We start from the raw sequence: 23,894 nt of genomic DNA on the forward strand, positions 1-23,894 counted from the left end.
TGAAGAATGGTTAATGTTATTACACAGTTATTTAAGTACATGGTTGCATTGATCATGGCGATTTATACGATTCGCTGTTTTACGGTTTTCAGTGTCAAAAAAGAAAAGAAAAAGCGCAGAATATACAGGAGTCAGAATTTTTTGATGCTGTTGATCCATTTTATGCTTTATACAATTATTTTTCTGAATGAAAAATCCATGTATGTACTTGTCTTTTACGGCGCACAGCTGTGTTTTTTTATTGTTGCATTGTTTATGTACAACAATATTTACAGAAATGCGTCAAGATTACTTATCAATAATATGTTTTTTCTGATGATGATCGGATTTGTGATGCTGACAAGGCTGGATATGACGCTGGCAGTGAAGCAGTTTTTAATAGCAGTGGCATCTGTGGCTTTCAGTCTGGCAGTGCCGGTCATTGTTGAGAAGGTGGGATTTTTGAGCCGCCTTGGGATTGTTTATGGCATTCTCGGCCTTGGTGTTGTCGGTTCTGTCTTTATTTTTGGTACAAAGGTATACGGTGCGACAAACTGGGTCAGCATTGCAGGCATCGGGTTTCAGCCTTCCGAGCTGGCAAAGATTATTTTTGTATTCTTTGTAGCAGCGATGCTGTACAAGAATACCAGTTTAAAACAGATCATCATTACATCCGTCATTGCAGCGGTGCATGTCCTGATGCTGGTGGTTGAGAAAGACCTTGGTGCAGCGGTTATTTTCTTTGTAACGTATATCGTAATGCTCTATGTGGCATCACGCAGGGTGATGTGGCCGCTTCTGGGTCTTGCAGCAGGCAGCGGGGCTTCTGTGGTGGCGTACCATCTTTTTGATCATGTCAAACGAAGAGTGATCGCATGGAAGGATCCGTGGGGGAATTATAACGATGCCGGCTATCAGATCGCGCAGTCGTTGTTTGCAATCGGAACCGGCGGATGGTTTGGAATGGGCCTCTATCAGGGGATGCCAAAGGATATTCCGGTTCGGGAAAGTGATTTTATTTTTGCGGTGATTGCTGAAGAATTGGGAGGATTTTTTGCAATCTGTCTGATCCTTGTGTTTATGAGCTGTTTTATTATGTTTATTAATATTTCATTGCGCCTGACCAATAATTTCTATAAACTTCTGGCCATCGGACTGAGTATTGCTTATGGTTTTCAGCTGTTTTTATGTATTGGCGGCGTGATCAAGTTTATTCCGCATACAGGTGTTACGCTTCCTCTCATCAGTTACGGCGGTAGCTCTATTCTTTCTACAATTATTGTCTTTGCAGTGATTCAGGGACTCTACCTGTTAAAACAGAAGGAGGTGAAACAGATTGAAGAAAAACGACGAGAATCAGAACAGCGACAGCGGCTTGACCAGACGCATCTATAAAAAGGCAAATCTGGATGACACAGTTGTCAACATCAAAAAGGATTCTTCCGATGACTTTAATCTGCTTTCTGGTGACGAGATGATGGATTATGTGCCGGGAGTTGATGATGTGGATCACTTTGATTTTGATGAAAGTGATATTGAGCACTATCGGAAGCTGAATGAACAGGAAGCAGTCGAACGTGACAGACGCAGAAAACAGCGTGCGGCAGAAAAACAGTGGATAGCGCAGAATCAGCAGCGTACAGAAAAACAGCGGGCAGCGCAGAATCAGCAGCGTACAGAAAAATTGGATGAACAACCGCAGGAAAAGAGACAGAATAAACAGGCCGGCAAGGCCGCAGCAAAAGAGGTTCCTGTGAAGAAGACGAATACAAAGAAGCAAAAGCGGCGGGGCAGAAAAAAGGACGATCTGGATATTGATGATACCGAACTGCGCCGTGAACTCAGTGAAAAGAAACGTACCAACAAAGAGATCATGCGTATCACTTACGTGATGATGATCCTGTTTTTTGGTATGATCGGTTATTTTATTTATTTTGATGGTGTGACAAGCAAAGAAGTGATCAACAATCCCCATAACAGTCGATTGGCCAAGATGGCAGACAGTGTAGTAAGAGGTGAGATTCTTTCGGCGGACGGAGAGGTTTTGGCAGAATCAATTAAGGATGACAACGGGAATTATTACCGTTACTATCCGTATGGCTGTACTTTTGCGCATGTTGTAGGTACCAGCGATGTGAATAAGTCAGGTGTTGAGCTGACGGCAGATTATAATCTGATCACATCAGATATTCAGCCTGTGCAGAAGATCATCAATGAGATTAGCGGACAGAAGAATCCGGCGGACAATGTGGTAACGACACTGAATGCGAATCTGCAGCAGGTGGCTCATGATGCACTGGGAGAGCGGGAAGGTGCTGTTGTTGCTATTGAGCCGTCTACAGGCAAGGTTCTTGCCATGGTCTCAAAACCGGACTACGATCCGAATTCGCTTGTTGACAATTATCAGGATATTATCAGTGATGAAAACAGTAAAGTATTGTTGAATCAGTCAACGCAGGGGCTTTTTGTCCCGGGATCCATATTCAAAATCGTCACATCGCTGGCATATCTGAGAAGCGGCGGAGATCCGGATAATTACAGCTATTACTGTGATGGTTCCATTTCAGTGAATTCTGATGACGGTGATAGTTATATTAAGTGTTATGGCGGAGAAGAGCATGGGCAGGTGGATTTGCTGGAGTCTTTTGCAGAGTCCTGTAATTCGTCTTTTGCAAATCTTGGATTATCCATCAGTGTTGACAAGATGAATGAAGTTGCCAATTCTCTGCTTTTTAATCAGGCACTGCCGACGAAATTTACAACTGCTAAGAGCCAGTTTGGATTGTCCTCAACGGACAGTCAGTGGCAGATTGGTGCAACAGCCATCGGCCAGGGCAATACAACAATTTCTCCGATCCATGCAACGATGATTGTGAGTGCAATCGCCAACGGCGGTACACTGATGGAACCGTATGTGATTGATGAAGTTCAGAATACAGAAGGCAATGCAGTTGAAAAATATGAACCGGAAAGCTGCGGTGCATTGGTGTCATCTTCTGAAGCTTCAAGGCTGACAGAGATGATGAAGGCAGTTGTCAGTGAGGGTACCGGTTATAAGCTTTCAGGCAGGGATTATTCTGTTGCCGGCAAGACAGGTACAGCAGAGGTTGTCGGAAGAGGCAATAATGCATGGTTTGTTGGTTTTGCACCGGCAGACGATCCAAAGATTGCTATCTGCGTGCTGGTGGAAGATGCAGGCACAGCCAGCAGTGAAGCGGTACCGATTGCCGGTGAGATTCTGGATGCTTATCTGGATAATTAGCATTTGCATATTCATTGGCAAACAACTACTTAAAATCCTGTGATGCTGTTGTAAAATACAGAAAATCATTGTATACTAATAATCAGAATACTTGATGGACACACCAATGAGCAGGGAGGAATTGCGATGACAAAGGCAACGAGCTGTGGCGGTGTGGTTATATTCAGAGGTAAGATCCTTTTACTGTATAAGAATTACAGGAACAAATACGAAGGATGGGTATTACCAAAAGGTACTGTTGAGGCAGGCGAGGAATTTAAGGAAACAGCACTCAGAGAAGTCAAAGAAGAAACAGGTGTAGACGCATCTATTGTTAAATATGTAGGTAAGAGCCAGTACAGCTTTAACACATCCCAGGATGTGGTGATGAAAGAGGTGCATTGGTATTTGATGATGTCTGACAGCTATTTCAGCAAACCACAGCGTGAAGAGTATTTCGTGGATTCGGGATATTACAAGTATCACGAAGCGTATCATTTACTGAAATTTACGAATGAGAGGCAGATCCTTGAGAAGGCTTACAGTGAATATATAGAATTCAGGAAAAGCAATCTCTGGGGAAGCAAAAAGTATTATTGATCTGTCATGGGGCAGAACACACAGAAGAGGGGATGTTGTAAAATGCGGACAAGCCATGAAAGCTGTCCGGGCGGCATATGTTACGACATCCCCTTGTCGTTTATGGATTACTTGTGAATGCTCTGTTCCGATGAATGTTTAGATTTATTTCCTCCCCTGATACCTGTTTAGTTAAGAAGGAGAATACAATGCTTGGTGAAGTTGATTTAAATAAAAATCTTTCAAAAAAAGAATATAAAGAAATGATGGATGTGCTGGCTCCGAAATTTTCAGCTCTTCAGCGTGAAGCAAGAAAGAAAGGTCTGCCTGTGATGATCGTATTTGAAGGGTGGGGGGCATCCGGGAAAGGAACACTGATCAATCGACTGATACAGCCCCTTGATCCGCGGGGATTTAAGGTATTTACTGTTCAGGAAGAGAATGAGGAAGAACGGATGCATCCATTTTTGTGGCGATTCTGGACGAAGACACCGCAGAAGGGGCGTATTCATATTTTTGACAGAAGCTGGTATCGTCGTGTGATCACAGAGCAGATGGATCAGCCGATGTCCCAGAAGAAACTTGCTTCTTCTTATCAGCAGATACTTTCTTTTGAAGAACAGTTGGCGGCGGATGGCACATTGATCATCAAGTTCTTTCTGCATATTTCGGCGGATGAACAGGAGAAGCGGCTTAAGAAACTGGAGCGTTCGCCGGAGACAAAATGGAGGGTGACAAAGGCCGACTGGAAGCATTTTAAACAGTATAAGGGTTATTTTCCGATGTATGATTATATGCTGGAACAAACGGATATGGCATGGGCACCGTGGCATGTAATCGAGGCAATGGACCGCGAATATGCAGCATTGAAAGTGATGGCAGTGGCTGCAAAGATGATGGAGGAACGGCTTCGTAAAATGGATCGTGTCAAACAGTCGGAAAAAGAGGCAGAGAAAGCTTCCGATGTGCCTTTGGATTTTCAAGAGACAGTGAGAACTTCTGTTTTGGATGGCGTGGATATGAGTCTTTCGATGACGAAGGAAGCGTACAAAAAGCGGCTTGCACAGCTGCAGGATGAGTTAATGCGGCTGCATAATGAGATGTATCTGAAGAGAATTCCGGTTGTTGTGGCACTGGAGGGCTGGGATGCGGCCGGTAAAGGCGGTGCGATTAAACGTTTGACGGAACCGCTGGATCCCCGTGGATATGAAGTTGTTCCTACGGCAGCACCGAATGACATTGAGAAAGCCCATCATTATTTATGGCGGTTCTGGAAGGAAATGCCGAAGGATGGCCATATGACGATTTTTGACAGAACATGGTACGGTCGTGTGATGGTAGAAAGGATCGAAGGCTTCTGCAGTCAGAATGAATGGCGTCGTGCTTACAGGGAAATCAATCAGATGGAGCAGAATCTGACCGACCATGGTGTGGTTGTTCTGAAGTTCTGGCTTCAGATTGATAAGGATGAGCAGGAGCGGCGTTTTAAGGAGCGGATGGAAGATCCGGAGAAACAGTGGAAGATTACAGATGAGGACTGGCGCAACCGCGGAAAGTGGGATGAATATGTCAAGGCAGTAGATGAGATGATTTTGCGTACATCTACAACTTGTGCACCATGGACCATTGTTGAGGCCAATTCCAAATATTATGCACGAATTAAGATTCTTGAGACGGTGGTTCGGGCTCTAAAGAAGAGAGTATGAGTTAAATCAACACACTTGAAAAATTAACATAAGAAAAATTAATTTATCCATTGCATTCTGATAAAAAGTATTGTACAATAACAATTGCATCTGTAGCTCAGTGGATAGAGCAACGGTTTCCGGAGCCGTGTGCGAGGGTTCGATTCCCTTCAGGTGTATTTTTTATATAGAATGCTTTGAAAGATATGATTGAATAAATGGAGGAAGAAATAGGAATGCGTAATTCATTAGATGATAGAGATATAGAAAACGGGCGCAGTGGATCTGCCGGCAGCAGACGGAATGCAGTGATGAACCGAAACAGCATATTGATCATTATATTGTCAGTAATCGTTGTTGTTGCAGCAGTGGCGGGACTTGCTGTGAACCTTGGAGGTAAGGAGTCTACGAAGAAGAATCCTTCTTCAACGTCAGATAGTGCCAAGGCGGAGTCATCGGTAAGTATCGATGAGAATACCAATGCCCTTGAGGAGAATAAGTATCCTGAAGTGAGTGAGCTGATCGCCAACTACCGTAAGGCATTTAAGGAAGGGGATACAGATCTTCTGAAGAAAGTCTATAATTCTGATCAGGAGATCAATGCAGACGTACTGACTGCGACATCTCAGATTATTGAAGATTATAAGAATACACAGTACTATACAAAGCGTGGATTGAATTCAGGAGAATATGTTGTTTTTGTTTATGATGAACTGAAGCTTGCAGATATCAAGACACTGGCACCAAATCTTTCTGTTTTCTATGTGAAGACAGAAGACGACGGTTCATTATATATTTACCGTGGTGACTATAATGCAGCATCCGGTTCATTCGAATATGATGAGAAAACACAGAACTACATTAACCAGCTTTATCAGGATCAGGATGTCATGGAGCTTATTTCCACAGTGAATACGAAGATGGACAGTGCCTGTGCGAATGATTCAAGTCTGATGGAATTTATGCAGAAGGTACGTTCCAAGACAAAAGTGACAGATACATCTTCAGCTGAGACCGATGATACATCTTCAACTGAATCGGGACAGTCTGAGACAGAATCACAGACTGGGACCGAGTCAGCCAGTGAGACAGAATCACAGACTGATGGCAGTGATGCTGCACAGAACTAAATGGATGAACGAAGGATAAGAGCTTTTGCTGAAGAGAAATGCAGCAAAAGCTCTTTTGTGTGATAGGGATAACAGATATGAGTGGTTTTAAGAAAGATATGCTGCATGAGAATGCGAATAAGGAAGATGTCCGTCTGAACAGATTCTTAAGTGATGCGGGCTTTTGCTCCAGAAGAGAGGCTGACCGGCTGATTGAAGCCGGACGAGTGACAGTGGACGGCGTGAGAGCTGAGTTGGGAACGAGAGTAAGAAAAGGACAGAAGGTCAGGGTCGGCAGCCAGCTGATCAGGCAGAATGACAGGATGGTGCTGATCGCCTTTAATAAACCAAGAGGCATTGTCTGTACAACGGACAGAATCCGGGAGAAGAACAATATTATTGATTATATTCATTATCCCGAGAGAATTTATCCAATTGGACGTCTGGATAAGGAATCTGAGGGATTAATCCTTCTGACGAATGATGGAACGATTGTCAATCATATTCTGAAAGCCAGTCAGTATCATGAGAAGGAATATATTGTCCGGGTGAATAAGAAGATTACGGATGATTTTATACAGGGAATGTCAAAGGGTGTGCCGATTCTTGATACGGTGACACGACCGTGTACACTGCGAAGGATGGATGATTATACATTTTCAATTATTCTGACACAGGGTTTGAATCGTCAGATACGTTATATGTGCAGATATTTTGATTATCACGTAACGAAACTCAAGAGAGTCCGCGTGATGAATATTCGTCTGGGTAATCTGCCCATAGGCAAATGGCGGGACGTTACACCGGAAGAGCTTGAGACTTTGAAGCAGCAGTTTATCGACAATCAGCGACAGAACCAGATAAAGCGGAGGAAGAGCAGATGACATCAAAGGCAGATAGAATCAAAGAGTTGACAGAAATCCTGAATCGGGCATCGAAGGCTTACTATATGCAGGATACAGAGATTATGAGCAATTACGAATATGATGCCCTTTATGATGAACTTGTGCAGCTTGAAAAAGAGACGGGGATTACTTTGAGCAACAGTCCGACGATTCATGTCGGATATGAAGTAGTGAGTGAATTGCCGAAGGAAGAACATGAATACCCGATGCTGTCATTGGACAAGACAAAGGATGTTCAGACGTTGTCGGATTGGCTGGGAGATCAGATGGGTGTTCTTTCCTGGAAGATGGACGGCCTGACGATTGTATTAACTTATGATAACGGAGAACTGGTCAAGGCGGTGACTAGGGGCAATGGCTATGTTGGAGAAGTTATTACCAACAATGCGAAGGTATTTAAGAATGTACCTCATCGGATTGCGTTCAAAGGGAAACTGACGCTGCGCGGTGAAGCCGTTATCAAGTATTCTGATTTCAATGCACTGAACAATCAGATAGAGGACAGTGAAGCAAAATACAAAAACCCGCGTAATCTCTGCAGCGGTTCCGTCCGTCAGCTGAACAATGCGGTGACTGCGGAGCGGAATGTTTTCTTTTTCGCTTTCACACTTGTTGTTGCTGAGGGAGAAGATTTTCATAATTCCAGAATGCAGCAGTTTGAATGGCTGAGATCCCAGGGATTTGATGTGGTGGAACATGTACAGGTGGACAGAGAAAGTCTGCCGTCATATGTATCCCAATTTGCAGAAAGAATTACAGAGAATGATTTTCCATCAGATGGACTTGTACTGATTTTGGAAGATATTGCCTATGGTGAATCACTTGGAACAACGGCCAAGTTCCCCCGTAATGCCATTGCTTTCAAATGGGCGGATGAGATCAGAGAGACCCATTTGCTGGATGTGGAATGGAGTGCATCAAGAACAGGATTGATCAATCCAATTGCTGTATTTGAGCCGGTGGAGCTGGAAGGAACGACAGTATCAAGGGCAAGTTTGCATAATATCAGCATTTTGAGAGCATTGCAGTTGGGCCGGGGCGATTTGATCCAGGTATACAAGGCGAATATGATCATTCCTCAGATTGCTGAGAATCTCACAAGAAGTGACAGCCTTGAGATTCCATCTGTCTGTCCTGTCTGTGGTGAGACAACAGAGATCAGAAGCCTGAATGATGTGTCTTCCCTGTATTGCCTGAATGAGGAATGCCCGGCAAAGCATGTTAAGCAGTTTTCACTTTTTGTCAGCAGGGATGCGTTTAATATTGAAGGTATGTCAGAAGCAACATTGGAGAAACTGATACAGCATGGATTCCTTCATGAGCCGGCTGATCTTTTTCATCTGGATAATTATCATGATGAGATTGTGCAGCTGGATGGTTTCGGCGAAAAGTCGTATCAGCGTTTAATGGCATCTGTTCAAAAGGCAAGAAAGATTACACTGGCTAAATTAATCTACAGTCTTGGTATTTTGAATATCGGTCTTTCTAATGCCAGATTGCTGTGCCGGCATTACAAAAACGACCTTCAGGCGCTAATGTCGGCGTCAACAGAAGAATTGACAGCGATTGACGGAATTGGTCCTGTTATTGCCGGCAGCTTTACGGATTATTTTGCGGATGAGCATCACAAAAAGGAATTAGAGGATCTCCTTGGCGAAGTGGAGATCGAGCAGGAGAATTTTGAAGCAGAGGATCGTATTTTCGATGGAAAGATTTTTGTCATTACCGGTTCACTGGAACATTTCAAAAATAGAAATGCGCTGAAAGAGCTCTTGGAGGAGAAAGGAGCCAAAGTGGCAGGTTCCGTATCATCTAAGACGAGTTACCTCATCAATAATGATGCGGCATCGGCTTCATCAAAGAATAAAAAAGCACGTGAGCTGGGTGTGTCGGTCATCACAGAAGAGGAATTGATGGCACTGATGGGCAAAGCGGAGTAATGTGCCAATTTTCCTACCAAAATAGTATGAAAAAGTCTTGACGAATATGTTATGAAATGTTAATATAAAAAGGCAAGTTTTCATAAAAATAAGGGACATATTAACATAGACAATTTCATTGCATATGTATAAGATATGCCGCCAATGATAAAATTTGAATAATTGAAGGAGATGAGCAAATGGATCATTTAGTTTATCTGGATCATGCAGCGACAACTGCAGCAAGACCTGAGGTCGTTGAAGCGATGCTGCCTTATTTTACAGAGAAGTATGGTAATCCATCCAGTATCTACAGCTTAGGTTCAGAGACAAAAGCTGCTATTGCACATGCACGTGAGGTTATGGCGACGTCCATAGGGACGACGTCCGAGAATATATATTTTACAGCTGGCGGCAGTGAATCAGACAACTGGGCACTTGTTGCGACAGCAGAAGCATATGCTTCCAAGGGCAAGCATATTATCACATCTAAGATTGAGCATCATGCTATTCTTCATACATGCGATTATCTTGCATCCAGAGGATATGAGATCACTTATATTGATGTCGATGAGAACGGTGTGATCAAACTGGATCAGCTGAAAGCAGCTATCCGTCCGGATACGATCCTGATTTCTGTTATGTTTGCCAACAATGAGATCGGTACAATCCAGCCGATTGAAGAGATTGGTGCTATTGCGAAAGAGCATGGTGTTTTATTTCATACAGATGCTGTACAGGCATATTGTCAGGTGCCTATTGATGTAGACAAGATGCATATTGATATGCTCAGCATCAGTGGTCACAAGATTAATGGACCGAAGGGGATTGGATTCCTTTATATCCGCAAGGGTGTGAAGATCCGCTCATTTATTCACGGCGGTGCTCAGGAGCGTAAACGCCGTGCCGGTACAGAGAATGTTCCGGGTATTGTAGGCCTTGGCAAAGCTGTTGAGATGGCTGTTGCAGACATGGCTGAACGTACAGCTAAGGAAATTGAACTGAGAGACCGCATGATTGATGCTATTTATAAGAGAATTCCTTATGCACGTCTGAACGGAGACAGAACACGCAGATTGCCGAATAATGTTAACTTCAGTTTCCAGTTTGTAGAAGGTGAATCTATGCTGATCATGCTGGATATGGCGCATATTTGTGCATCCAGTGGTTCCGCCTGTACATCAGGTTCTCTGGATCCGTCCCATGTCCTTCTGGCAATCGGTCTGCCTCATGAGATTGCACATGGTTCTCTGAGACTGACTCTGGGTTATGATAATACACAGGAAGAAATTGATAGTGTTGTAGATGAGATTGAGAAGATCGTTGCACGTCTTCGTTCTATGTCACCATTATACGAAGATTTCATCAAGAAAACAGGAGGAAATAAATAATGTACAGCGAGAAAGTTATGGATCATTTCCAGCATCCTCGTAATGTTGGAGAGATTGAGAATGCAAGTGGTGTCGGCACAGTTGGCAATGCCAAATGCGGTGATATCATGAGGATATATTTTGATATTGATGATAACCAGGTGATCAGAGACGTTAAGTTCAAGACATTCGGCTGCGGTGCAGCTGTTGCAACAAGCAGTATGGCAACAGAGCTTGTAAAGGGCAAGACAATATATGAAGCCCTTGAAGTAACAAACAAGGCTGTTATGGAAGCACTTGATGGCCTGCCGCCTGTAAAGGTACACTGTTCACTTCTTGCTGAGGAGGCAATCCATGCCGCTCTGTGGGATTATGCAGAGAAGAACGGTATCAAGATTGAAGGCCTTCAGAAGCCTAAGAATGATATCAGTGAAGAGGAAGAGGAAGAAGATTATTAATCTCCGATTGAATTGAAAGGAGGACTGTTGCAGGATCTGACATAACGCAGCAGTCCTTTTGTTATACCACAGGAAAAAGGAGGATGCATATGGCATCGAAAAAGGTTGTAATAGGTATGTCCGGTGGCGTGGATTCTTCAGTGGCAGCCTGGCTGCTCAAACAGCAGGGCTATGATGTGATCGGCGTTACCATGCAGATCTGGCAGGAAGAGGATGATGAGATTGTTGAAGAAAACGGCGGCTGCTGCGGATTATCTGCAGTTGACGATGCCAGAAGAGTAGCAGAACGAATCGGTATTCCGTATTATGTTATGAATTTCAGAGAAGTGTTCAGAGAAAAGGTCATCGATAATTTTGTTTCTGAATATGAGAAGGGACGTACACCAAATCCGTGTATTGTCTGCAATCGTTATGTGAAGTGGGAAGCCTTGCTTGAAAAAGCACTGGCATTGGGAGCAGATTATATTGCAACGGGACATTATGCCAGAGTTGTACACCTTCCAAATGGCAGATATGCGATTGAAAAAGCGGCTTTTGACAGAAAAGATCAGACATATGCGCTGTATAATCTGAATCAGCATCAGCTGGCACATACATTGATGCCGGTGGGGGATTATGACAAGTCTGAAGTTCGTCGGATCGCTGAGGAGATCGGACTGGCTGTGGCCAACAAACTGGATAGTCAGGATATCTGCTTTGTCTCAGATGGCAATTATCAGGCATTTATCGAAGAATACACAGGAAGAAAACTTCCTGAAGGAAATTTCGTTGACAAAAACGGCAAAGTACTTGGACGCCACAAAGGAATCGGTGCTTATACTATTGGACAGAGAAAAGGTCTGAATCTTGCTATGGGACATCCTGTTTTTGTGACCGAAATTGACCAGAATGAGAATAAGGTGATTATTGGTGAGAATGATGAGCTGTTTAAGAGGGGGCTCTATGCATCTCACGTGAATCTTATGTCCCGTGCATCTCTGGATGAACCGGTACGTTTGACCGCCAAGATCCGTTATGCACACAAAGCAGCCCCTTGTATTGGGAAACAGCTGCCGGATGGAAGGCTTTATGTGTATTTTGATGAGCCTCAGAGGGCGATTACACCGGGACAGGCGGTTGTTTTATACGATGGTGACTTTGTAGCAGGCGGCGGTATCATTGAGGAAGCGGTGACCGAATTTGACTGCGAGAGTTAAAACGTTGTCAAATATGGACATAACTGGTTGAATATTTTATTTTTTTTTGCAAATAATGTACAGATATAAAAACAAAGGCTGCTTGTTTTATAAAAAATCATGAAAATAAGTAGGCAAACTGGTATAAAATATAAAGATTGTTAAAAAATTAATAAAGTGTTTTTTGTACTTGAAAAAAACATGAAAGTTCGATACAATAGGAACAGAGCGAAAGTGGTAAGAAAATTCTTAAAGCTTTCAGCAAAATAAAATGATATACAATATCAGGAGGAATTATCATGGCAGTTAAAGTAGCAATTAATGGATTTGGTCGTATTGGTCGTCTTGCATTCAGACAGATGTTTGCAGCAGAAGGTTATGAAGTAGTAGCAATTAATGATTTAACAGATCCTAAGATGCTTGCACATCTTTTAAAATATGATTCATCTCAGGGCAGATATGCCGGACATACAGTAACTGTTGGCGAAGACAATGCATCTATCGTTGTTGACGGCAAACAGATCACAATCTACAAAGAAGCAGATGCTTCCAACTTACCATGGGGTGACCTGGATGTAGATGTTGTTCTTGAGTGTACAGGTTTCTATACATCCAAAGCAAAAGCTGAAGCACATATCAAAGCAGGCGCTAAGAAAGTTGTTATTTCTGCACCAGCAGGCAATGATCTTCCTACAATCGTATATAGCGTTAACGAGAAGACACTTACAGCTGATGACAAGATCATCTCTGCTGCATCCTGTACAACAAACTGCCTTGCACCTATGGCAAAGGCTCTGAATGATTATGCTCCAATCCAGAGTGGTATCATGTCTACAATCCATGCTTACACAGGTGACCAGATGATTCTTGACGGACCACACAGAAAAGGTGATTTAAGAAGAGCAAGAGCAGGTGCTGTCAACATTGTTCCTAACTCAACAGGTGCTGCTAAAGCAATCGGTCTTGTTATTCCTGAATTAAAGGGCAAACTGATCGGTTCCGCTCAGCGTGTACCGGTTCCTACAGGTTCTACAACAATCCTTACAGCTGTAGTTAAAGGCAGTGATGTAACAGTTGACGGTATCAACGCTGCTATGAAGGCTGCTGAAAGTGATTCCTTTGGTTACAACGAAGATCAGATCGTATCTTCTGATATTGTAGGTATCACATATGGTTCTTTATTTGATTCTACACAGACAATGGTTTCTCCGATTGGCGATGATTTATATCAGGTGCAGGTTGTTTCATGGTATGATAATGAAAACTCCTACACAAGCCAGATGGTTAGAACAATCAAATATTTTGCTGAATTGGCTTAATTTTGAAATCAGAATAAATAAATAAGATCCTTGGCGGGTCCGGTCTCATTGGACCGGACCCGTTTTTGCACTTAAAGGGCGCTTAAATATAGTCAGACAAAAGGAGATAATAATATGCTGAATAAAGTTTCTGTTGATGATATTAATGTTAAAGGCCAGAGAGTCTTAGTAAGATGCGATTTTAATGTTCCTTTACAGGATGGAAAGATTACAGATGAGAACAGACTGGTAGCATCCCTGCCGACAATCAAGAAACTCATCGCTGACGGCGGCAAAGTTATCCTTTGCTCACATCTTGGTAAGCCAAAGGGCGAAGCAAAGCCTGAACTTTCTCTGGCACCTGTTGCTGTTCGTTTAAGCGAACTTCTTGGTCAGGACGTAAAATTTGCTGCAGATCCTGAGGTCGTTGGTCCAAATGCAAAAGCTGCTGTAGCTGCCATGAAAGATGGCGATGTTGTTCTTCTTGAGAACACACGTTACAGAATTGAAGAGACAAAGAATGGGGAAGCCTTCAGCAAAGAACTGGCAAGCCTTTGCGATGTTTATGTGGATGATGCTTTCGGTACAGCTCACAGAGCACATTGCTCCAACGTCGGTGTCACTCAGTATGTGAAGACAGCAGCTGTTGGCTATTTGATGCAGAAGGAAATCGATTTCCTTGGCAATGCAGTCAATAACCCTGCAAGACCTTTTGTTGCTATTCTTGGCGGTTCCAAGGTATCCAGCAAGATTTCTGTTATCAACAACCTGCTTGACAAAGTGGATACTCTGATCATCGGCGGCGGTATGGCTTATACATTTATGAAGGCTCAGGGCGGTAAGATCGGTACATCTCTTTGTGAAGATGATTATCTTGATTATGCCAACGATATGATCAAGAAAGCTGCTGATAAGGGCGTGAAGATGCTTATTCCTGTAGATACAGTAACTGCTGATGCATTTTCTAATGATGCCAATGTGAAAGTAGTCGATGCCGGCCAGATCGATGACGGCTGGATGGGCCTTGATATCGGACCGAAGACAAGAGAACTGTTTGCCAACGCTGTCAAAGATGCGAAGACAGTTGTATGGAACGGACCGATGGGCGTATTCGAAATGCCTAACTTTGCAGCTGGTACTGTTGCAGTTGCTCAGGCACTTGCAGATACAGATGCAGTGACGATCATCGGTGGCGGTGATTCAGCAGCTGCTGTTAACCAGCTTGGTTTTGGTGACAAGATGACACATATCTCCACAGGCGGTGGTGCATCTCTTGAATTCCTTGAAGGCAAAGAACTTCCGGGCGTTGCAGCAGCAACAGACAAATAATTTAAGTGGATAATGAGTCAATTATTTATCATAAATAGAAGGGATCGTAATATCATGCGTAAGAAGATTATTGCAGGCAACTGGAAAATGAATAAAACACCAAGTGAGGCAGTGGCGCTTGTAGAAACACTGAAACCACTTGTAGCAAATGATGACGTGGATGTTGTTTTCTGCGTACCTGCTATCGATATCATTCCATGTATGGAAGCAGCTAAAGGCAGCAACGTCAATATTGGTGCTGAGAATATGTATTTTGAAGAATCCGGCGCTTATACAGGCGAGATTTCTCCTGCTATGCTGACAGATGCCGGTGTGAAATATGTTGTACTTGGTCATTCTGAGAGAAGAGAATACTTCGCTGAAACAGATGAAACTGTCAATCGTAAAGTTCTCAAGGCTTTTGAACACGGTATTACACCGATCGTCTGCTGCGGCGAGTCTCTGACACAGCGCAAACAGGGTATTTACATCGAATGGATCCGTATGCAGATCAAGATCGCATTTCAGAATGTAACAGCAGATCAGGCAAAGACAGCAGTTATTGCTTATGAGCCAATCTGGGCAATCGGAACCGGTGAAACTGCAACAGCAGATCAGGCTGAGGAAGTTTGCGGTGCAATTCGTCAGTGCATCCGTGAAATCTATGATGAAGCAACAGCAGAAGCTATCCGTATCCAGTACGGCGGTTCTGTGAATGCGGGCAATGCAACTGAACTTTTCGCAAAACCGGATATTGACGGCGGCCTTGTAGGCGGTGCATCTCTGAAACCGGACTTCGGCAAGATTGTTAACTACAACAAATAATTTTTATCAATAACAATATCAATTGGGGCGCGTCTTGAATAATTCGGCGCCCTTTTTTGAAGAAAGTGAGAGAAAATGAGTAAAAAACCTACAGTTTTAATGATTCTTGATGGTTTTGGTTTAAATGACAAAAAAGATGCCAATGCTGTTTATGAAGCAAAGACACCTGTCATTGATGATTTAATGGCAACCTATCCATTTGTCAAGGGCAATGCCAGCGGATTGTCCGTTGGCCTTCCGGAAGGTCAGATGGGCAACTCTGAGGTCGGACATATGAACATGGGCGCCGGACGTATTGTTTATCAGGATCTTACAAGAATTACCAAAGAGATCCAGGATGGTACATTCTTTGAAAATCCGGCTTTATTAAAGGCCATTGAGAATGTTAAAGCCAACAATTCTGCACTGCACTTATATGGTCTGTTGTCCGACGGTGGTGTCCACAGCCATAATACACATCTGTATGGGTTGCTGGAGCTGGCAAAACGTCATGGACTTGAGCAGGTCTATGTTCACTGCTTCCTGGATGGCCGTGATACACCGCCGGCATCAGGTGCAGATTATATCAAAGAATTATACGAGAAGATGCAGGAACTGGGTGTTGGACAGATTGCTTCTGTTATGGGCCGTTACTATGCCATGGACCGTGACAACAGATGGGACCGTGTAGAAAAAGCTTATCGTGCCATCGCTTTTGGTGAAGGCATACAGGCAGAATGCCCATATGATGCGGTTAAGGCATCCTATGAGCAGGAAGTTTATGATGAATTTGTTGTACCGACTGTCATTATGAGAGACGGCAAGCCAACGGCTACAGTCAATGACGGTGATTCCATTATCTTCTTCAATTTCAGACCGGATCGTGCCCGTGAGATCACAAGAGCTTTCTGCGCAGATGAATTTGATGGTTTTGACAGAGGCGAACGTAAAAAAGTAACCTATATCTGTTTTACAGAATATGATGTAACAATCCCGAATAAAGAAGTGGCATTCAACAAAGTAGAAATCAAAAATACATTTGGTGAATTCCTGGCTTCTAAAGGACTGAAGCAGGCAAGAATTGCTGAGACAGAGAAATATGCACATGTGACATTCTTCTTTAACGGCGGTGTCGAAGCACCAAATCCGGGAGAGGACAGAATCCTTGTGAATTCTCCAAAGGTAGCGACTTATGATCTGAAGCCTGAGATGAGCGCTTACGAAGTGTGCGATAAACTCGTAGAAGCCATCAAATCAGATAAATACGACGTGATCATTATCAATTTCGCTAATCCGGATATGGTGGGTCATACCGGTGTTGAATCTGCAGCGATTAAGGCAGTTGAAGCAGTGGATACATGTGTCGGCCGTGCTGTTGAGGCATTGAAAGAAGTGAATGGCCAGATGATTCTTTGTGCAGACCATGGCAACTGTGAACAGCTGGTTGATTATACAACAGGGGTGCCTTTCACAGCCCATACAACCAATCCGGTGCCGTTTATCCTGATTAATTATGATCCGGCTTACACATTGAAAGAGGGCGGATGTTTGGCAGATCTGGCACCGACACTCATCGATATGATGGGATTAGAGAAACCTGCAGAAATGACCGGCCATTCTTTACTTGTCAAACGATAAAATGCTTTACATGCTGTAGGAACCTGTGCTATAATGATTTAGATTGAATGCAGGAGGTGTACGCATGAGCGGTATCAGAATTGCAGCCACAGTGGTCTATATCATTGTATGTTTAGTACTTGTATTTTTAGTATTTAAAGGAAAAGGTCAGGGTGCGGATCTGTCTGGCGGTATTACAGGCAGAAGCAACGACACATATTTCACGACCCATGGTAAGAAGCACACAGAAGATGCTTTACTTGAGAGATCAACAGCTATTTTGGCAGCGATCTTTATTGTATTATCTCTTGTGATGAACATGAGCTGGGGATACTAGGAATGGTAGACTGCCGAAGGCAGTTTTCTCAATCTGAAGAGGACTTTAGATTGAGCATGTACAACAGGATGAATGAAAACACTCCTTCGGGAGTGTTTTTGTTCTTTATAGAAGGAATGAAGCAGAAGTCATGTAAGTATATAGAAAGCTTCGTGAAGTGGCTTTAAGGATGGCTTCGATGCAGACAATAGAGAAAGATAGAATAGAAACAGGAGGTGACAAGAATGGATAAGGTTATTTTTGATGTAAGAAGAAAAATGGTACTGGATTTTGTTGAAGAGAAGAACTATCGGCCAATGAAGTTCAAAGAGTTTTGTATGGTATTCTCAGTGCCGAAACGTGAAAAAGAAGAATTCAAGGAATTTCTTGATCAGTTGATCGCCAGTGGTGAACTGATGCTGACAGAGAATGGTCGATACAAGAAGGCTGAGCCGGATACGTTGACGGGAAAATTCTGCGGCAGTACGAGAGGTTTTGGATTTGTGACTGTTGAAGGGATGGAGCAGGATGTTTTTATTCCGGCAGATGAGACGAAGGGTGCCTTTCATGGGGATACAGTTCTGATCCAGCTGGTGGCACCGGCTGTCCCGGCGAATGGTACAAGAGCGGCCAAGAGGGCTGAAGGGAAGGTGCTTCAGATCATTGAGCGTGGTTTCACGGAGGTAACCGGTATTTTCCAGAAGAACAAAAATTATGGCTTTGTAATCCCTGATAATCAGAAGCTTGGCAATGATATTTTTATTCCATGCGGGAAGACCATGCGGGCGGTCAACGGTCACAGGGTTGTAGCTAAGATTACAGATTACGGCAATGATCATAAGAATCCGGAAGGTATTGTGACAGAGATTATCGGTCATGCGGATGATCCGAAGACAGATATTCTGGCGGTTGTGAAAGCCTTTGATCTGCCGACGGAATTCCCGGAGGATGTGAAGGAACAGCTTTTATCTATTCCTGAATCTGTCAGTCAGGAGGAGACCGAAGAGCGCAGGGATCTGAGAGATCGGATGACAGTGACAATTGATGGTGAAGATGCCAAGGACCTGGATGATGCTATTACCCTTGAGGTAAAGAATGGTCATTATTTCCTGGGTGTACACATTGCGGATGTGACACATTATGTCAAAGAAGGTTCGTCTCTTGACAAGGAAGCACTGAAGAGAGGCACCAGCGTCTATCTGGTCAATAAAGTCATTCCGATGCTGCCTCATGTCCTTTCTAATGGAATCTGTTCGCTTAATGAAGGTGTGGACAGGCTGGCACTCAGCTGTCTGATGGAGTTAGATGAGAATGGTGGTATTATCGGCCATGAGATCACGGAGAGTGTGATCAGAGTGAATCATCGTATGTCTTATAACCAGGTCAGTCGTATACTGGATGGTGACAAAGAATTAGCAGCCGTCTATGCAGATGCTGTAGAAATGTTTAAGGAGATGAAAGTATTGTCGGATCTTCTTCGTAAAAAGCGTAAGGAGAGGGGCGGCATTGATTTTGATTTTCCTGAATCCAAGATTGAACTGGATGATAGGGATTTTCCTGTGGATATTCATCCTTATGACAGAAATCCGGCAACAAAGATCATCGAGGATTTCATGCTGATGGCCAATGAGACTATTGCGGAGGATTTCTTTTGGCAGGAAGTGCCATTCCTTTATAGGAGCCATGAATCTCCGGATGCGGATCGGATTAAGCGTTTGATGATTCTGATTAAGAATTATGGTTATTATATGAATATCCGACAGGACAGCATTCATCCGATGGAATTCCAGAAACTTCTTGGCAAGATTGAAGGAACCCCGGAAGAGACGATGATTTCAAGACTGGTGCTTCGCTCTATGAAGCAGGCCCGTTATACAACAGAGAATTTCGGCCATTTTGGCCTTGCGGTTTCCTATTACTGCCATTTTACGTCACCGATCCGAAGATATCCGGATCTTCTGATCCATCGGATCATCAAGGAGAATCTTCATGGTCAGTTGGATGACAGGCGCCAGGCTCATTATCATCATATCCTGCCGGATGTGGCTGTTCAGACAAGTAGTACAGAGCGCAGGGCGGATGAAGCTGAACGCGAAGTTGAGAAAATGAAGAAGGCTGAATATATGTCAAAGCGTATTGGACAGCGATATGAGGGAGTTGTCTCGGGTATCACCAATTGGGGCATGTATGTGGAACTGCCAAATACCTGTGAAGGCCTGGTTAGACTTCAGGATATGGATGATGATTATTATATTTTTGATGAGAATACTTACACATTGACAGGAGAAGATACCGGACGCAGCTTCAAACTGGGAGAGCATGTCAGTATTATCGTCAAAGATGTAGATTTTCTGGCAAAAGCTGTGAATTTTATGCTGGATGATAATATTTTTGCAGAGGGGGCAATGTAATGGCTGGAAAAGGTACAAAACTGATTGCCAACAATAAAAAGGCGTATCATGATTATTTTATTGAAGATAAATATGAAGCGGGCATTGTTTTGCATGGCACAGAAGTGAAATCCCTGCGTATGGGGAAATGCAGTATTAAGGAATCTTTTATCCATGCAGATCATGGTGAGATTTATATTGAACATATGCATATTGCGCCATATGAGAAGGGCAATATTTTCAATAAAGATCCGCTGCGTACAAGAAAGCTGCTGCTGCACAAGCGCGAGATTACGAAGCTTCTTGGGCAGGTTTCGCAGAAGGGTTACACCATTATGCCATTACAGGTGTATTTTAAGGATAGTCTGGTGAAAGTCCAGATTGGTCTGGCGCGAGGCAAAAAGCTTTATGACAAGCGTGAAGATATTGCAAAGAAGGATCAAAGAAGAGAAGCCGAGCGTGAAATGAAGATTCGTTTGCGCTGATAGATAGAGATCCGGGATAGGCTTTAAAAGAAAGTTTATAAAACTTTTAGAGTTTAGTCAAAGTTTTGATGCACGGCTTTTGTTATAATAGAGAATATAAAGGGGCTGTGATAGATGCGAAAAAGAAGAACACGTTATTCCGAGAGAAATACAAAATTTTATAATAAAGGAAGCCATACAGTTGGGCAGGTGGTTTTGTCGGTAGCGGCTTTGTTTCTGGTTGTGATTTTTCTGGTCGTACTTTGTACAGATCCACTGGGCAATAATGGCTGCGGGCCTTCGGAGAGTATGATGACTTCCGGTGACGCACCGGAGACTGCTGACAGTGATGTTTCACAAAGCAATGACGCATCGTCAGACACGGCAGCTGATACCTCCGATCAGACTTCGGGCAGTACAGCCGACAACACGACGACAAGCTCGGATTGGCGTTTGCTTCTGGTGAACAGTACGCACCCGCTTGCTGATGACTATAGTGTTGATCTGACAGAATTGCGAAATGGTCAGTCGGTTGATACACGTATCCTCTCAGATCTGCAGGAAATGTTTGATGCAGCCAGATCAGAGGATATTTATCCGATTGTCAGCGATGCATACAGAACGAGGGAAGATCAGCAGACATTGATGGATGATGTGATCCAGAATTATGAAGACGAGGGCTATTCATCAGAAGAAGCTTCAAGTAAGGCAGAGCAGGTGATTGCAAAGCCTGGGACGAGTGAACATGAAACCGGTCTGGCGATTGATATTGCCGGCGATGATGATTATGATCAGGATACGGACAGCGTGTTGGAATGGATGAATAGCAATGCTTACAAGTATGGGTTTATCCTGCGTTACCCATCCGGCAAGGAATCTGTAACGGGCGCTGAAGCTGAGAATGATCATTATCGTTATGTGGGCAAAGAGGCAGCAAAGGTGATACATGATCAGGGCATTTGTCTGGAGGAATATCTGAGTCAGAACAATTGATAAAGGCTGTAGAGATATTAGATGAAATATCAAGGGATATCAGATGAATAATTCAACATAAGTGTGAATCAATTCAGCTGATATCCCTTTTAAAATTTAAGGGTACAGATTATTTAGTTAATATAGGAATACGTGAAGGTATGTATGGACAGCAGGTTATTAGCCACATCATAATACATGGCGTATATATCATATTCACCGGTTTTATCCGGTATTTGATTGTACTCATTTGTCGTCTTGTTATAGACGGAATAGTAAATCTGATTGCCGGCGTGGAATTGTGACGGTAGTAATATTTTCAGTTCAGATTTGATCTGAGTGCTTAAAATCCAGTTTTTACTGGTTTCAATGCTGTCCACAAGGGTGTCAACATCTTCCCCGTCATAATAGGCATTCGCGATAACGTAGTCGGTTTTGTCATCATCAAAAAATGTCCCCCAGTCCTGGATATCCAATTCTCCATTTTCAGGAAGATCGGCATCGATGTATGGTTCATAGGCATAAATTTGCCTGTAATCCTCAGAAAAGGTTGGAAATAAACAAAATGAGCCATAAACTGCTAATAAAATTCCAATTATAAATCCGGCTACGATGTTTTTTGTGCATTTAAAACCGGCATGGTTATATTTAAAGCCGAGAACAATTGACAAAATTGGAATTGGCAGCCAGCACCAGAAAACCCAGGTATTTTTGACGGCGTTCAATCCATGCTGAGGATGAATTGTATCTACTAAAGTCACTGACCATGAAGCAGCAAACAAGCTGAAAAGGGTTAAGATAAACAATAGGATCATGCCTGCTTTAATAAAATAAGTATGACGGTATTGTTTCATATCCATGCTGTCTGGATTAGCATTCATGTATTTTCCTGAGTTTGAAAACTTCTTTCGTATAAAATCAATCAGACTTGCATCACATACAGCTTTAGGAATAAGGATAACATTTCTCTGACCGAATTTTATGTAAAAATGAGTGTCAGTTTCTATACAGGTTTCAATAATGCTGTAATAGACTTCTTTTGTCTGATGAGTGCTTCGCCTGATTAAATAATTATCATAAAAGTATATATGAAATTCCGTGTCTGAGACTTCCCTTTTTTGCAAAGAATTATATGCCTTTTCGGCATAATGTTCTAATCTTTTTTTATATAATATCATGATAAATATCTGGCATATAACAAAAAAGATGAGTGCGATATAAGGAAGGGTGGATATATTGGCAATAATTAAGGTAAATATTATATTTAATATGGTTCCCCTCATGACAAATGCCCAATATGTCTGCGGAAAATAATGAACCATTTTCTTGTATTCATCGACATTCATGACAGTTTCGCATGTGTATAAACATTTATCATTAGCACTCCTTTCTATATTCGTCTGGGCGGTTGGCATAGGCGTGTCTGGAACCGGCTTTCTGATTTTATTGACGATAAAGGCAATCATAAAAGAAATGATAAACCATATAACCGTAAAAAACAGAGTTGCTTCAAAAAAGTCAAGCCAGGTGAGAGGTTCTTCGCCGGGGTCATCAGGAATCAGCATTACAACTAAAAAGAATATAGTCCAGCAGATTAAAGGAATACTAAAAAGTTTGGGGAAAAAACGGCTTTTTAAAGTACTTTTACTCGTATGCATTATAAAATGTCTCCCTTAAGTATGAATTATTAATAATTCTATCATAGTTAGCGAAAAAAAGCATTCTAATTAAATGTGATTAACCCATTGACTTTAAAATGAAATCTGATATAATAAAATATGCTTTATCAATTCGTTTGCATACCGCACATGTTCTGGTGAGTGATTATTATAAATCAATCATCATAAGGGCTTGTACTGGTTTCGACGGGGATGTTAAAGTTTGAGAAGCCATCCGCAGACTCCGGAACTGCGTTAAAAGCTGGAACCTAAATATAAAAGCAGACGATAAGTTAGCTTTAGCTGCCTAATTAGGCGCTTGTCGGCCCGGGACTGCTCACCATTCCGGTCACCGGCATCGAATAAGGTGAGGACCTCCAGAGCCTAAGCTTTGCGGCTTTGGAAAATTTATGAAGCTACTGATGCTGTAGGCCTGTCATTAGGCATATGGCAGAGGGAATGAATGTATAATGACTGTGATGGGAGATGCTTGGATGGAGATGTCTTCGGACCGGGGTTCGACTCCCCGCAGGTCCATCGACCTAAACCTCTGTAAATCGCGTATTTACACAATGTCATTAACTTAAAGCAGAAGATATTTATTCTAAAAGGATTAGATATCTTCTGCTTTTTTTGATATGCTTACA

Annotated in this window: 19 protein-coding genes, 1 tRNA gene and 1 other RNA gene; 20 read left to right on the top strand and 1 reads right to left on the bottom strand. The window is 42.8% G+C overall.

Annotated features, from left to right (window positions below):
- Positions 1-6: 6 nt before the first annotated feature.
- The 19 genes from HED67_RS03855 (at position 7) to HED67_RS03945 (ending at position 21,610) form a co-directional block, all read left to right on the top strand.
- The gene (locus HED67_RS03855; RefSeq protein WP_178441103.1) at positions 7-1,374 is read left to right on the top strand and encodes an FtsW/RodA/SpoVE family cell cycle protein; all 1,368 of its coding nucleotides are present in this window, start codon (positions 7-9) and stop codon (positions 1,372-1,374) included.
- Complete coding sequence (locus HED67_RS03860) at positions 1,316-3,241, top strand: peptidoglycan D,D-transpeptidase FtsI family protein (protein WP_221717573.1); 1,926 nt, start codon at positions 1,316-1,318, stop codon at positions 3,239-3,241. Before HED67_RS03855 ends, HED67_RS03860 begins: the two co-directional genes overlap by 59 nt.
- 126 nt (positions 3,242-3,367) lie before the next feature.
- Positions 3,368-3,820 carry an NUDIX hydrolase gene (locus HED67_RS03865; protein WP_178441107.1) on the top strand — a complete coding sequence of 151 codons (453 nt, stop codon included), beginning with the start codon at positions 3,368-3,370 and terminating at the stop codon, positions 3,818-3,820.
- A 188-nt stretch (positions 3,821-4,008) separates the two neighbouring features.
- Positions 4,009-5,505: a polyphosphate:AMP phosphotransferase gene (pap, locus tag HED67_RS03870; protein WP_221717574.1), complete on the top strand. Its 1,497-nt coding sequence runs from the start codon at positions 4,009-4,011 to the stop codon at positions 5,503-5,505.
- Positions 5,506-5,591: 86 nt separating this feature from the next.
- Positions 5,592-5,663, top strand: a tRNA-Arg gene (locus tag HED67_RS03875).
- A gap of 57 nt (positions 5,664-5,720) precedes the next feature.
- Positions 5,721-6,614, top strand: a complete 894-nt coding sequence (locus tag HED67_RS03880) for a hypothetical protein (protein ID WP_221717575.1) — start codon at positions 5,721-5,723, stop codon at positions 6,612-6,614.
- 77 nt (positions 6,615-6,691) lie between these two features.
- Positions 6,692-7,477 carry a pseudouridine synthase gene (locus HED67_RS03885; RefSeq protein ID WP_221717576.1) on the top strand — a complete coding sequence of 262 codons (786 nt, stop codon included), beginning with the start codon at positions 6,692-6,694 and terminating at the stop codon, positions 7,475-7,477.
- Positions 7,474-9,438, top strand: coding sequence for an NAD-dependent DNA ligase LigA (ligA, locus tag HED67_RS03890; protein ID WP_221717577.1), 1,965 nt, complete (start codon positions 7,474-7,476; stop codon positions 9,436-9,438). Before HED67_RS03885 ends, ligA begins: the two co-directional genes overlap by 4 nt.
- A gap of 179 nt (positions 9,439-9,617) precedes the next feature.
- The gene (gene nifS / locus HED67_RS03895) at positions 9,618-10,808 is read left to right on the top strand and encodes a cysteine desulfurase NifS (protein WP_215632662.1); all 1,191 of its coding nucleotides are present in this window, start codon (positions 9,618-9,620) and stop codon (positions 10,806-10,808) included.
- Positions 10,808-11,245 (top strand): Fe-S cluster assembly scaffold protein NifU, encoded by a 438-nt coding sequence (nifU, locus tag HED67_RS03900; RefSeq protein ID WP_178440498.1) that lies wholly within the window; start codon positions 10,808-10,810, stop codon positions 11,243-11,245. The genes nifS and nifU overlap by 1 nt, the downstream gene beginning before the upstream one ends.
- 89 nt (positions 11,246-11,334) lie before the next feature.
- Positions 11,335-12,441 carry a tRNA 2-thiouridine(34) synthase MnmA gene (gene mnmA / locus HED67_RS03905; RefSeq protein ID WP_221717578.1) on the top strand — a complete coding sequence of 369 codons (1,107 nt, stop codon included), beginning with the start codon at positions 11,335-11,337 and terminating at the stop codon, positions 12,439-12,441.
- A gap of 278 nt (positions 12,442-12,719) precedes the next feature.
- Entirely contained in the window at positions 12,720-13,739 is a 1,020-nt protein-coding gene (gene gap / locus HED67_RS03910) for a type I glyceraldehyde-3-phosphate dehydrogenase (RefSeq protein ID WP_015514169.1), read from the top strand.
- A 114-nt stretch (positions 13,740-13,853) separates the two neighbouring features.
- Positions 13,854-15,047, top strand: a complete 1,194-nt coding sequence (locus HED67_RS03915; RefSeq protein WP_015514170.1) for a phosphoglycerate kinase — start codon at positions 13,854-13,856, stop codon at positions 15,045-15,047.
- 51 nt (positions 15,048-15,098) lie between these two features.
- The gene (gene tpiA, locus HED67_RS03920) at positions 15,099-15,851 is read left to right on the top strand and encodes a triose-phosphate isomerase (RefSeq protein WP_178440502.1); all 753 of its coding nucleotides are present in this window, start codon (positions 15,099-15,101) and stop codon (positions 15,849-15,851) included.
- A gap of 75 nt (positions 15,852-15,926) precedes the next feature.
- Positions 15,927-17,468: a 2,3-bisphosphoglycerate-independent phosphoglycerate mutase gene (gene gpmI, locus HED67_RS03925; protein WP_221717579.1), complete on the top strand. Its 1,542-nt coding sequence runs from the start codon at positions 15,927-15,929 to the stop codon at positions 17,466-17,468.
- Positions 17,469-17,532: 64 nt separating this feature from the next.
- Positions 17,533-17,784 carry a preprotein translocase subunit SecG gene (gene secG / locus HED67_RS03930; RefSeq protein ID WP_015514173.1) on the top strand — a complete coding sequence of 84 codons (252 nt, stop codon included), beginning with the start codon at positions 17,533-17,535 and terminating at the stop codon, positions 17,782-17,784.
- A 224-nt stretch (positions 17,785-18,008) separates the two neighbouring features.
- Positions 18,009-20,174 (top strand): ribonuclease R, encoded by a 2,166-nt coding sequence (rnr, locus tag HED67_RS03935; protein ID WP_221717580.1) that lies wholly within the window; start codon positions 18,009-18,011, stop codon positions 20,172-20,174.
- Entirely contained in the window at positions 20,174-20,638 is a 465-nt protein-coding gene (smpB, locus tag HED67_RS03940) for an SsrA-binding protein SmpB (protein ID WP_015514175.1), read from the top strand. Before rnr ends, smpB begins: the two co-directional genes overlap by 1 nt.
- Before the next feature lie 114 nt (positions 20,639-20,752).
- A complete protein-coding gene (locus HED67_RS03945; protein ID WP_215632658.1) occupies positions 20,753-21,610 on the top strand; it encodes a M15 family metallopeptidase in 858 nt (285 codons plus the stop codon).
- Positions 21,611-21,723: 113 nt separating this feature from the next.
- Here HED67_RS03945 and HED67_RS03950 read toward each other — a convergent pair whose 3' ends face one another.
- Positions 21,724-23,247, bottom strand: coding sequence for a YcxB family protein (locus HED67_RS03950; protein WP_221717581.1), 1,524 nt, complete (start codon positions 23,245-23,247; stop codon positions 21,724-21,726).
- A gap of 189 nt (positions 23,248-23,436) precedes the next feature.
- On the opposite strand from HED67_RS03950, the gene ssrA reads away from it, so the two are divergent.
- Positions 23,437-23,787: a transfer-messenger RNA gene (ssrA, locus tag HED67_RS03955) on the top strand.
- Positions 23,788-23,894: the final 107 nt, after the last annotated feature.

Origin of the sequence: Pseudocoprococcus catus (genome assembly GCF_019734885.1) — a bacterium.
Classification (GTDB): Bacteria; Bacillota; Clostridia; order Lachnospirales; family Lachnospiraceae; genus Coprococcus_A; species Coprococcus_A catus.

Excerpts from the sequence above, each read along its gene's own strand:
- HED67_RS03855 (WP_178441103.1), top strand. The coding sequence starts at position 7 with ATGGTTAATGTTATTACACAGTTATTTAAGTACATGGTTGCATTGATC.
- HED67_RS03865 (WP_178441107.1), top strand. The coding sequence starts at position 3,368 with ATGACAAAGGCAACGAGCTGTGGCGGTGTGGTTATATTCAGAGGTAAG.
- pap (WP_221717574.1), top strand. The coding sequence starts at position 4,009 with ATGCTTGGTGAAGTTGATTTAAATAAAAATCTTTCAAAAAAAGAATAT.
- HED67_RS03880 (WP_221717575.1), top strand. The coding sequence starts at position 5,721 with ATGCGTAATTCATTAGATGATAGAGATATAGAAAACGGGCGCAGTGGA.
- HED67_RS03885 (WP_221717576.1), top strand. The coding sequence starts at position 6,692 with ATGAGTGGTTTTAAGAAAGATATGCTGCATGAGAATGCGAATAAGGAA.
- ligA (WP_221717577.1), top strand. The coding sequence starts at position 7,474 with ATGACATCAAAGGCAGATAGAATCAAAGAGTTGACAGAAATCCTGAAT.
- nifS (WP_215632662.1), top strand. The coding sequence starts at position 9,618 with ATGGATCATTTAGTTTATCTGGATCATGCAGCGACAACTGCAGCAAGA.
- nifU (WP_178440498.1), top strand. The coding sequence starts at position 10,808 with ATGTACAGCGAGAAAGTTATGGATCATTTCCAGCATCCTCGTAATGTT.
- mnmA (WP_221717578.1), top strand. The coding sequence starts at position 11,335 with ATGGCATCGAAAAAGGTTGTAATAGGTATGTCCGGTGGCGTGGATTCT.
- gap (WP_015514169.1), top strand. The coding sequence starts at position 12,720 with ATGGCAGTTAAAGTAGCAATTAATGGATTTGGTCGTATTGGTCGTCTT.
- HED67_RS03915 (WP_015514170.1), top strand. The coding sequence starts at position 13,854 with ATGCTGAATAAAGTTTCTGTTGATGATATTAATGTTAAAGGCCAGAGA.
- gpmI (WP_221717579.1), top strand. The coding sequence starts at position 15,927 with ATGAGTAAAAAACCTACAGTTTTAATGATTCTTGATGGTTTTGGTTTA.
- secG (WP_015514173.1), top strand. The coding sequence starts at position 17,533 with ATGAGCGGTATCAGAATTGCAGCCACAGTGGTCTATATCATTGTATGT.
- rnr (WP_221717580.1), top strand. The coding sequence starts at position 18,009 with ATGGATAAGGTTATTTTTGATGTAAGAAGAAAAATGGTACTGGATTTT.
- smpB (WP_015514175.1), top strand. The coding sequence starts at position 20,174 with ATGGCTGGAAAAGGTACAAAACTGATTGCCAACAATAAAAAGGCGTAT.
- HED67_RS03945 (WP_215632658.1), top strand. The coding sequence starts at position 20,753 with ATGCGAAAAAGAAGAACACGTTATTCCGAGAGAAATACAAAATTTTAT.
- HED67_RS03950 (WP_221717581.1), bottom strand. The coding sequence starts at position 23,247 with ATGCATACGAGTAAAAGTACTTTAAAAAGCCGTTTTTTCCCCAAACTT.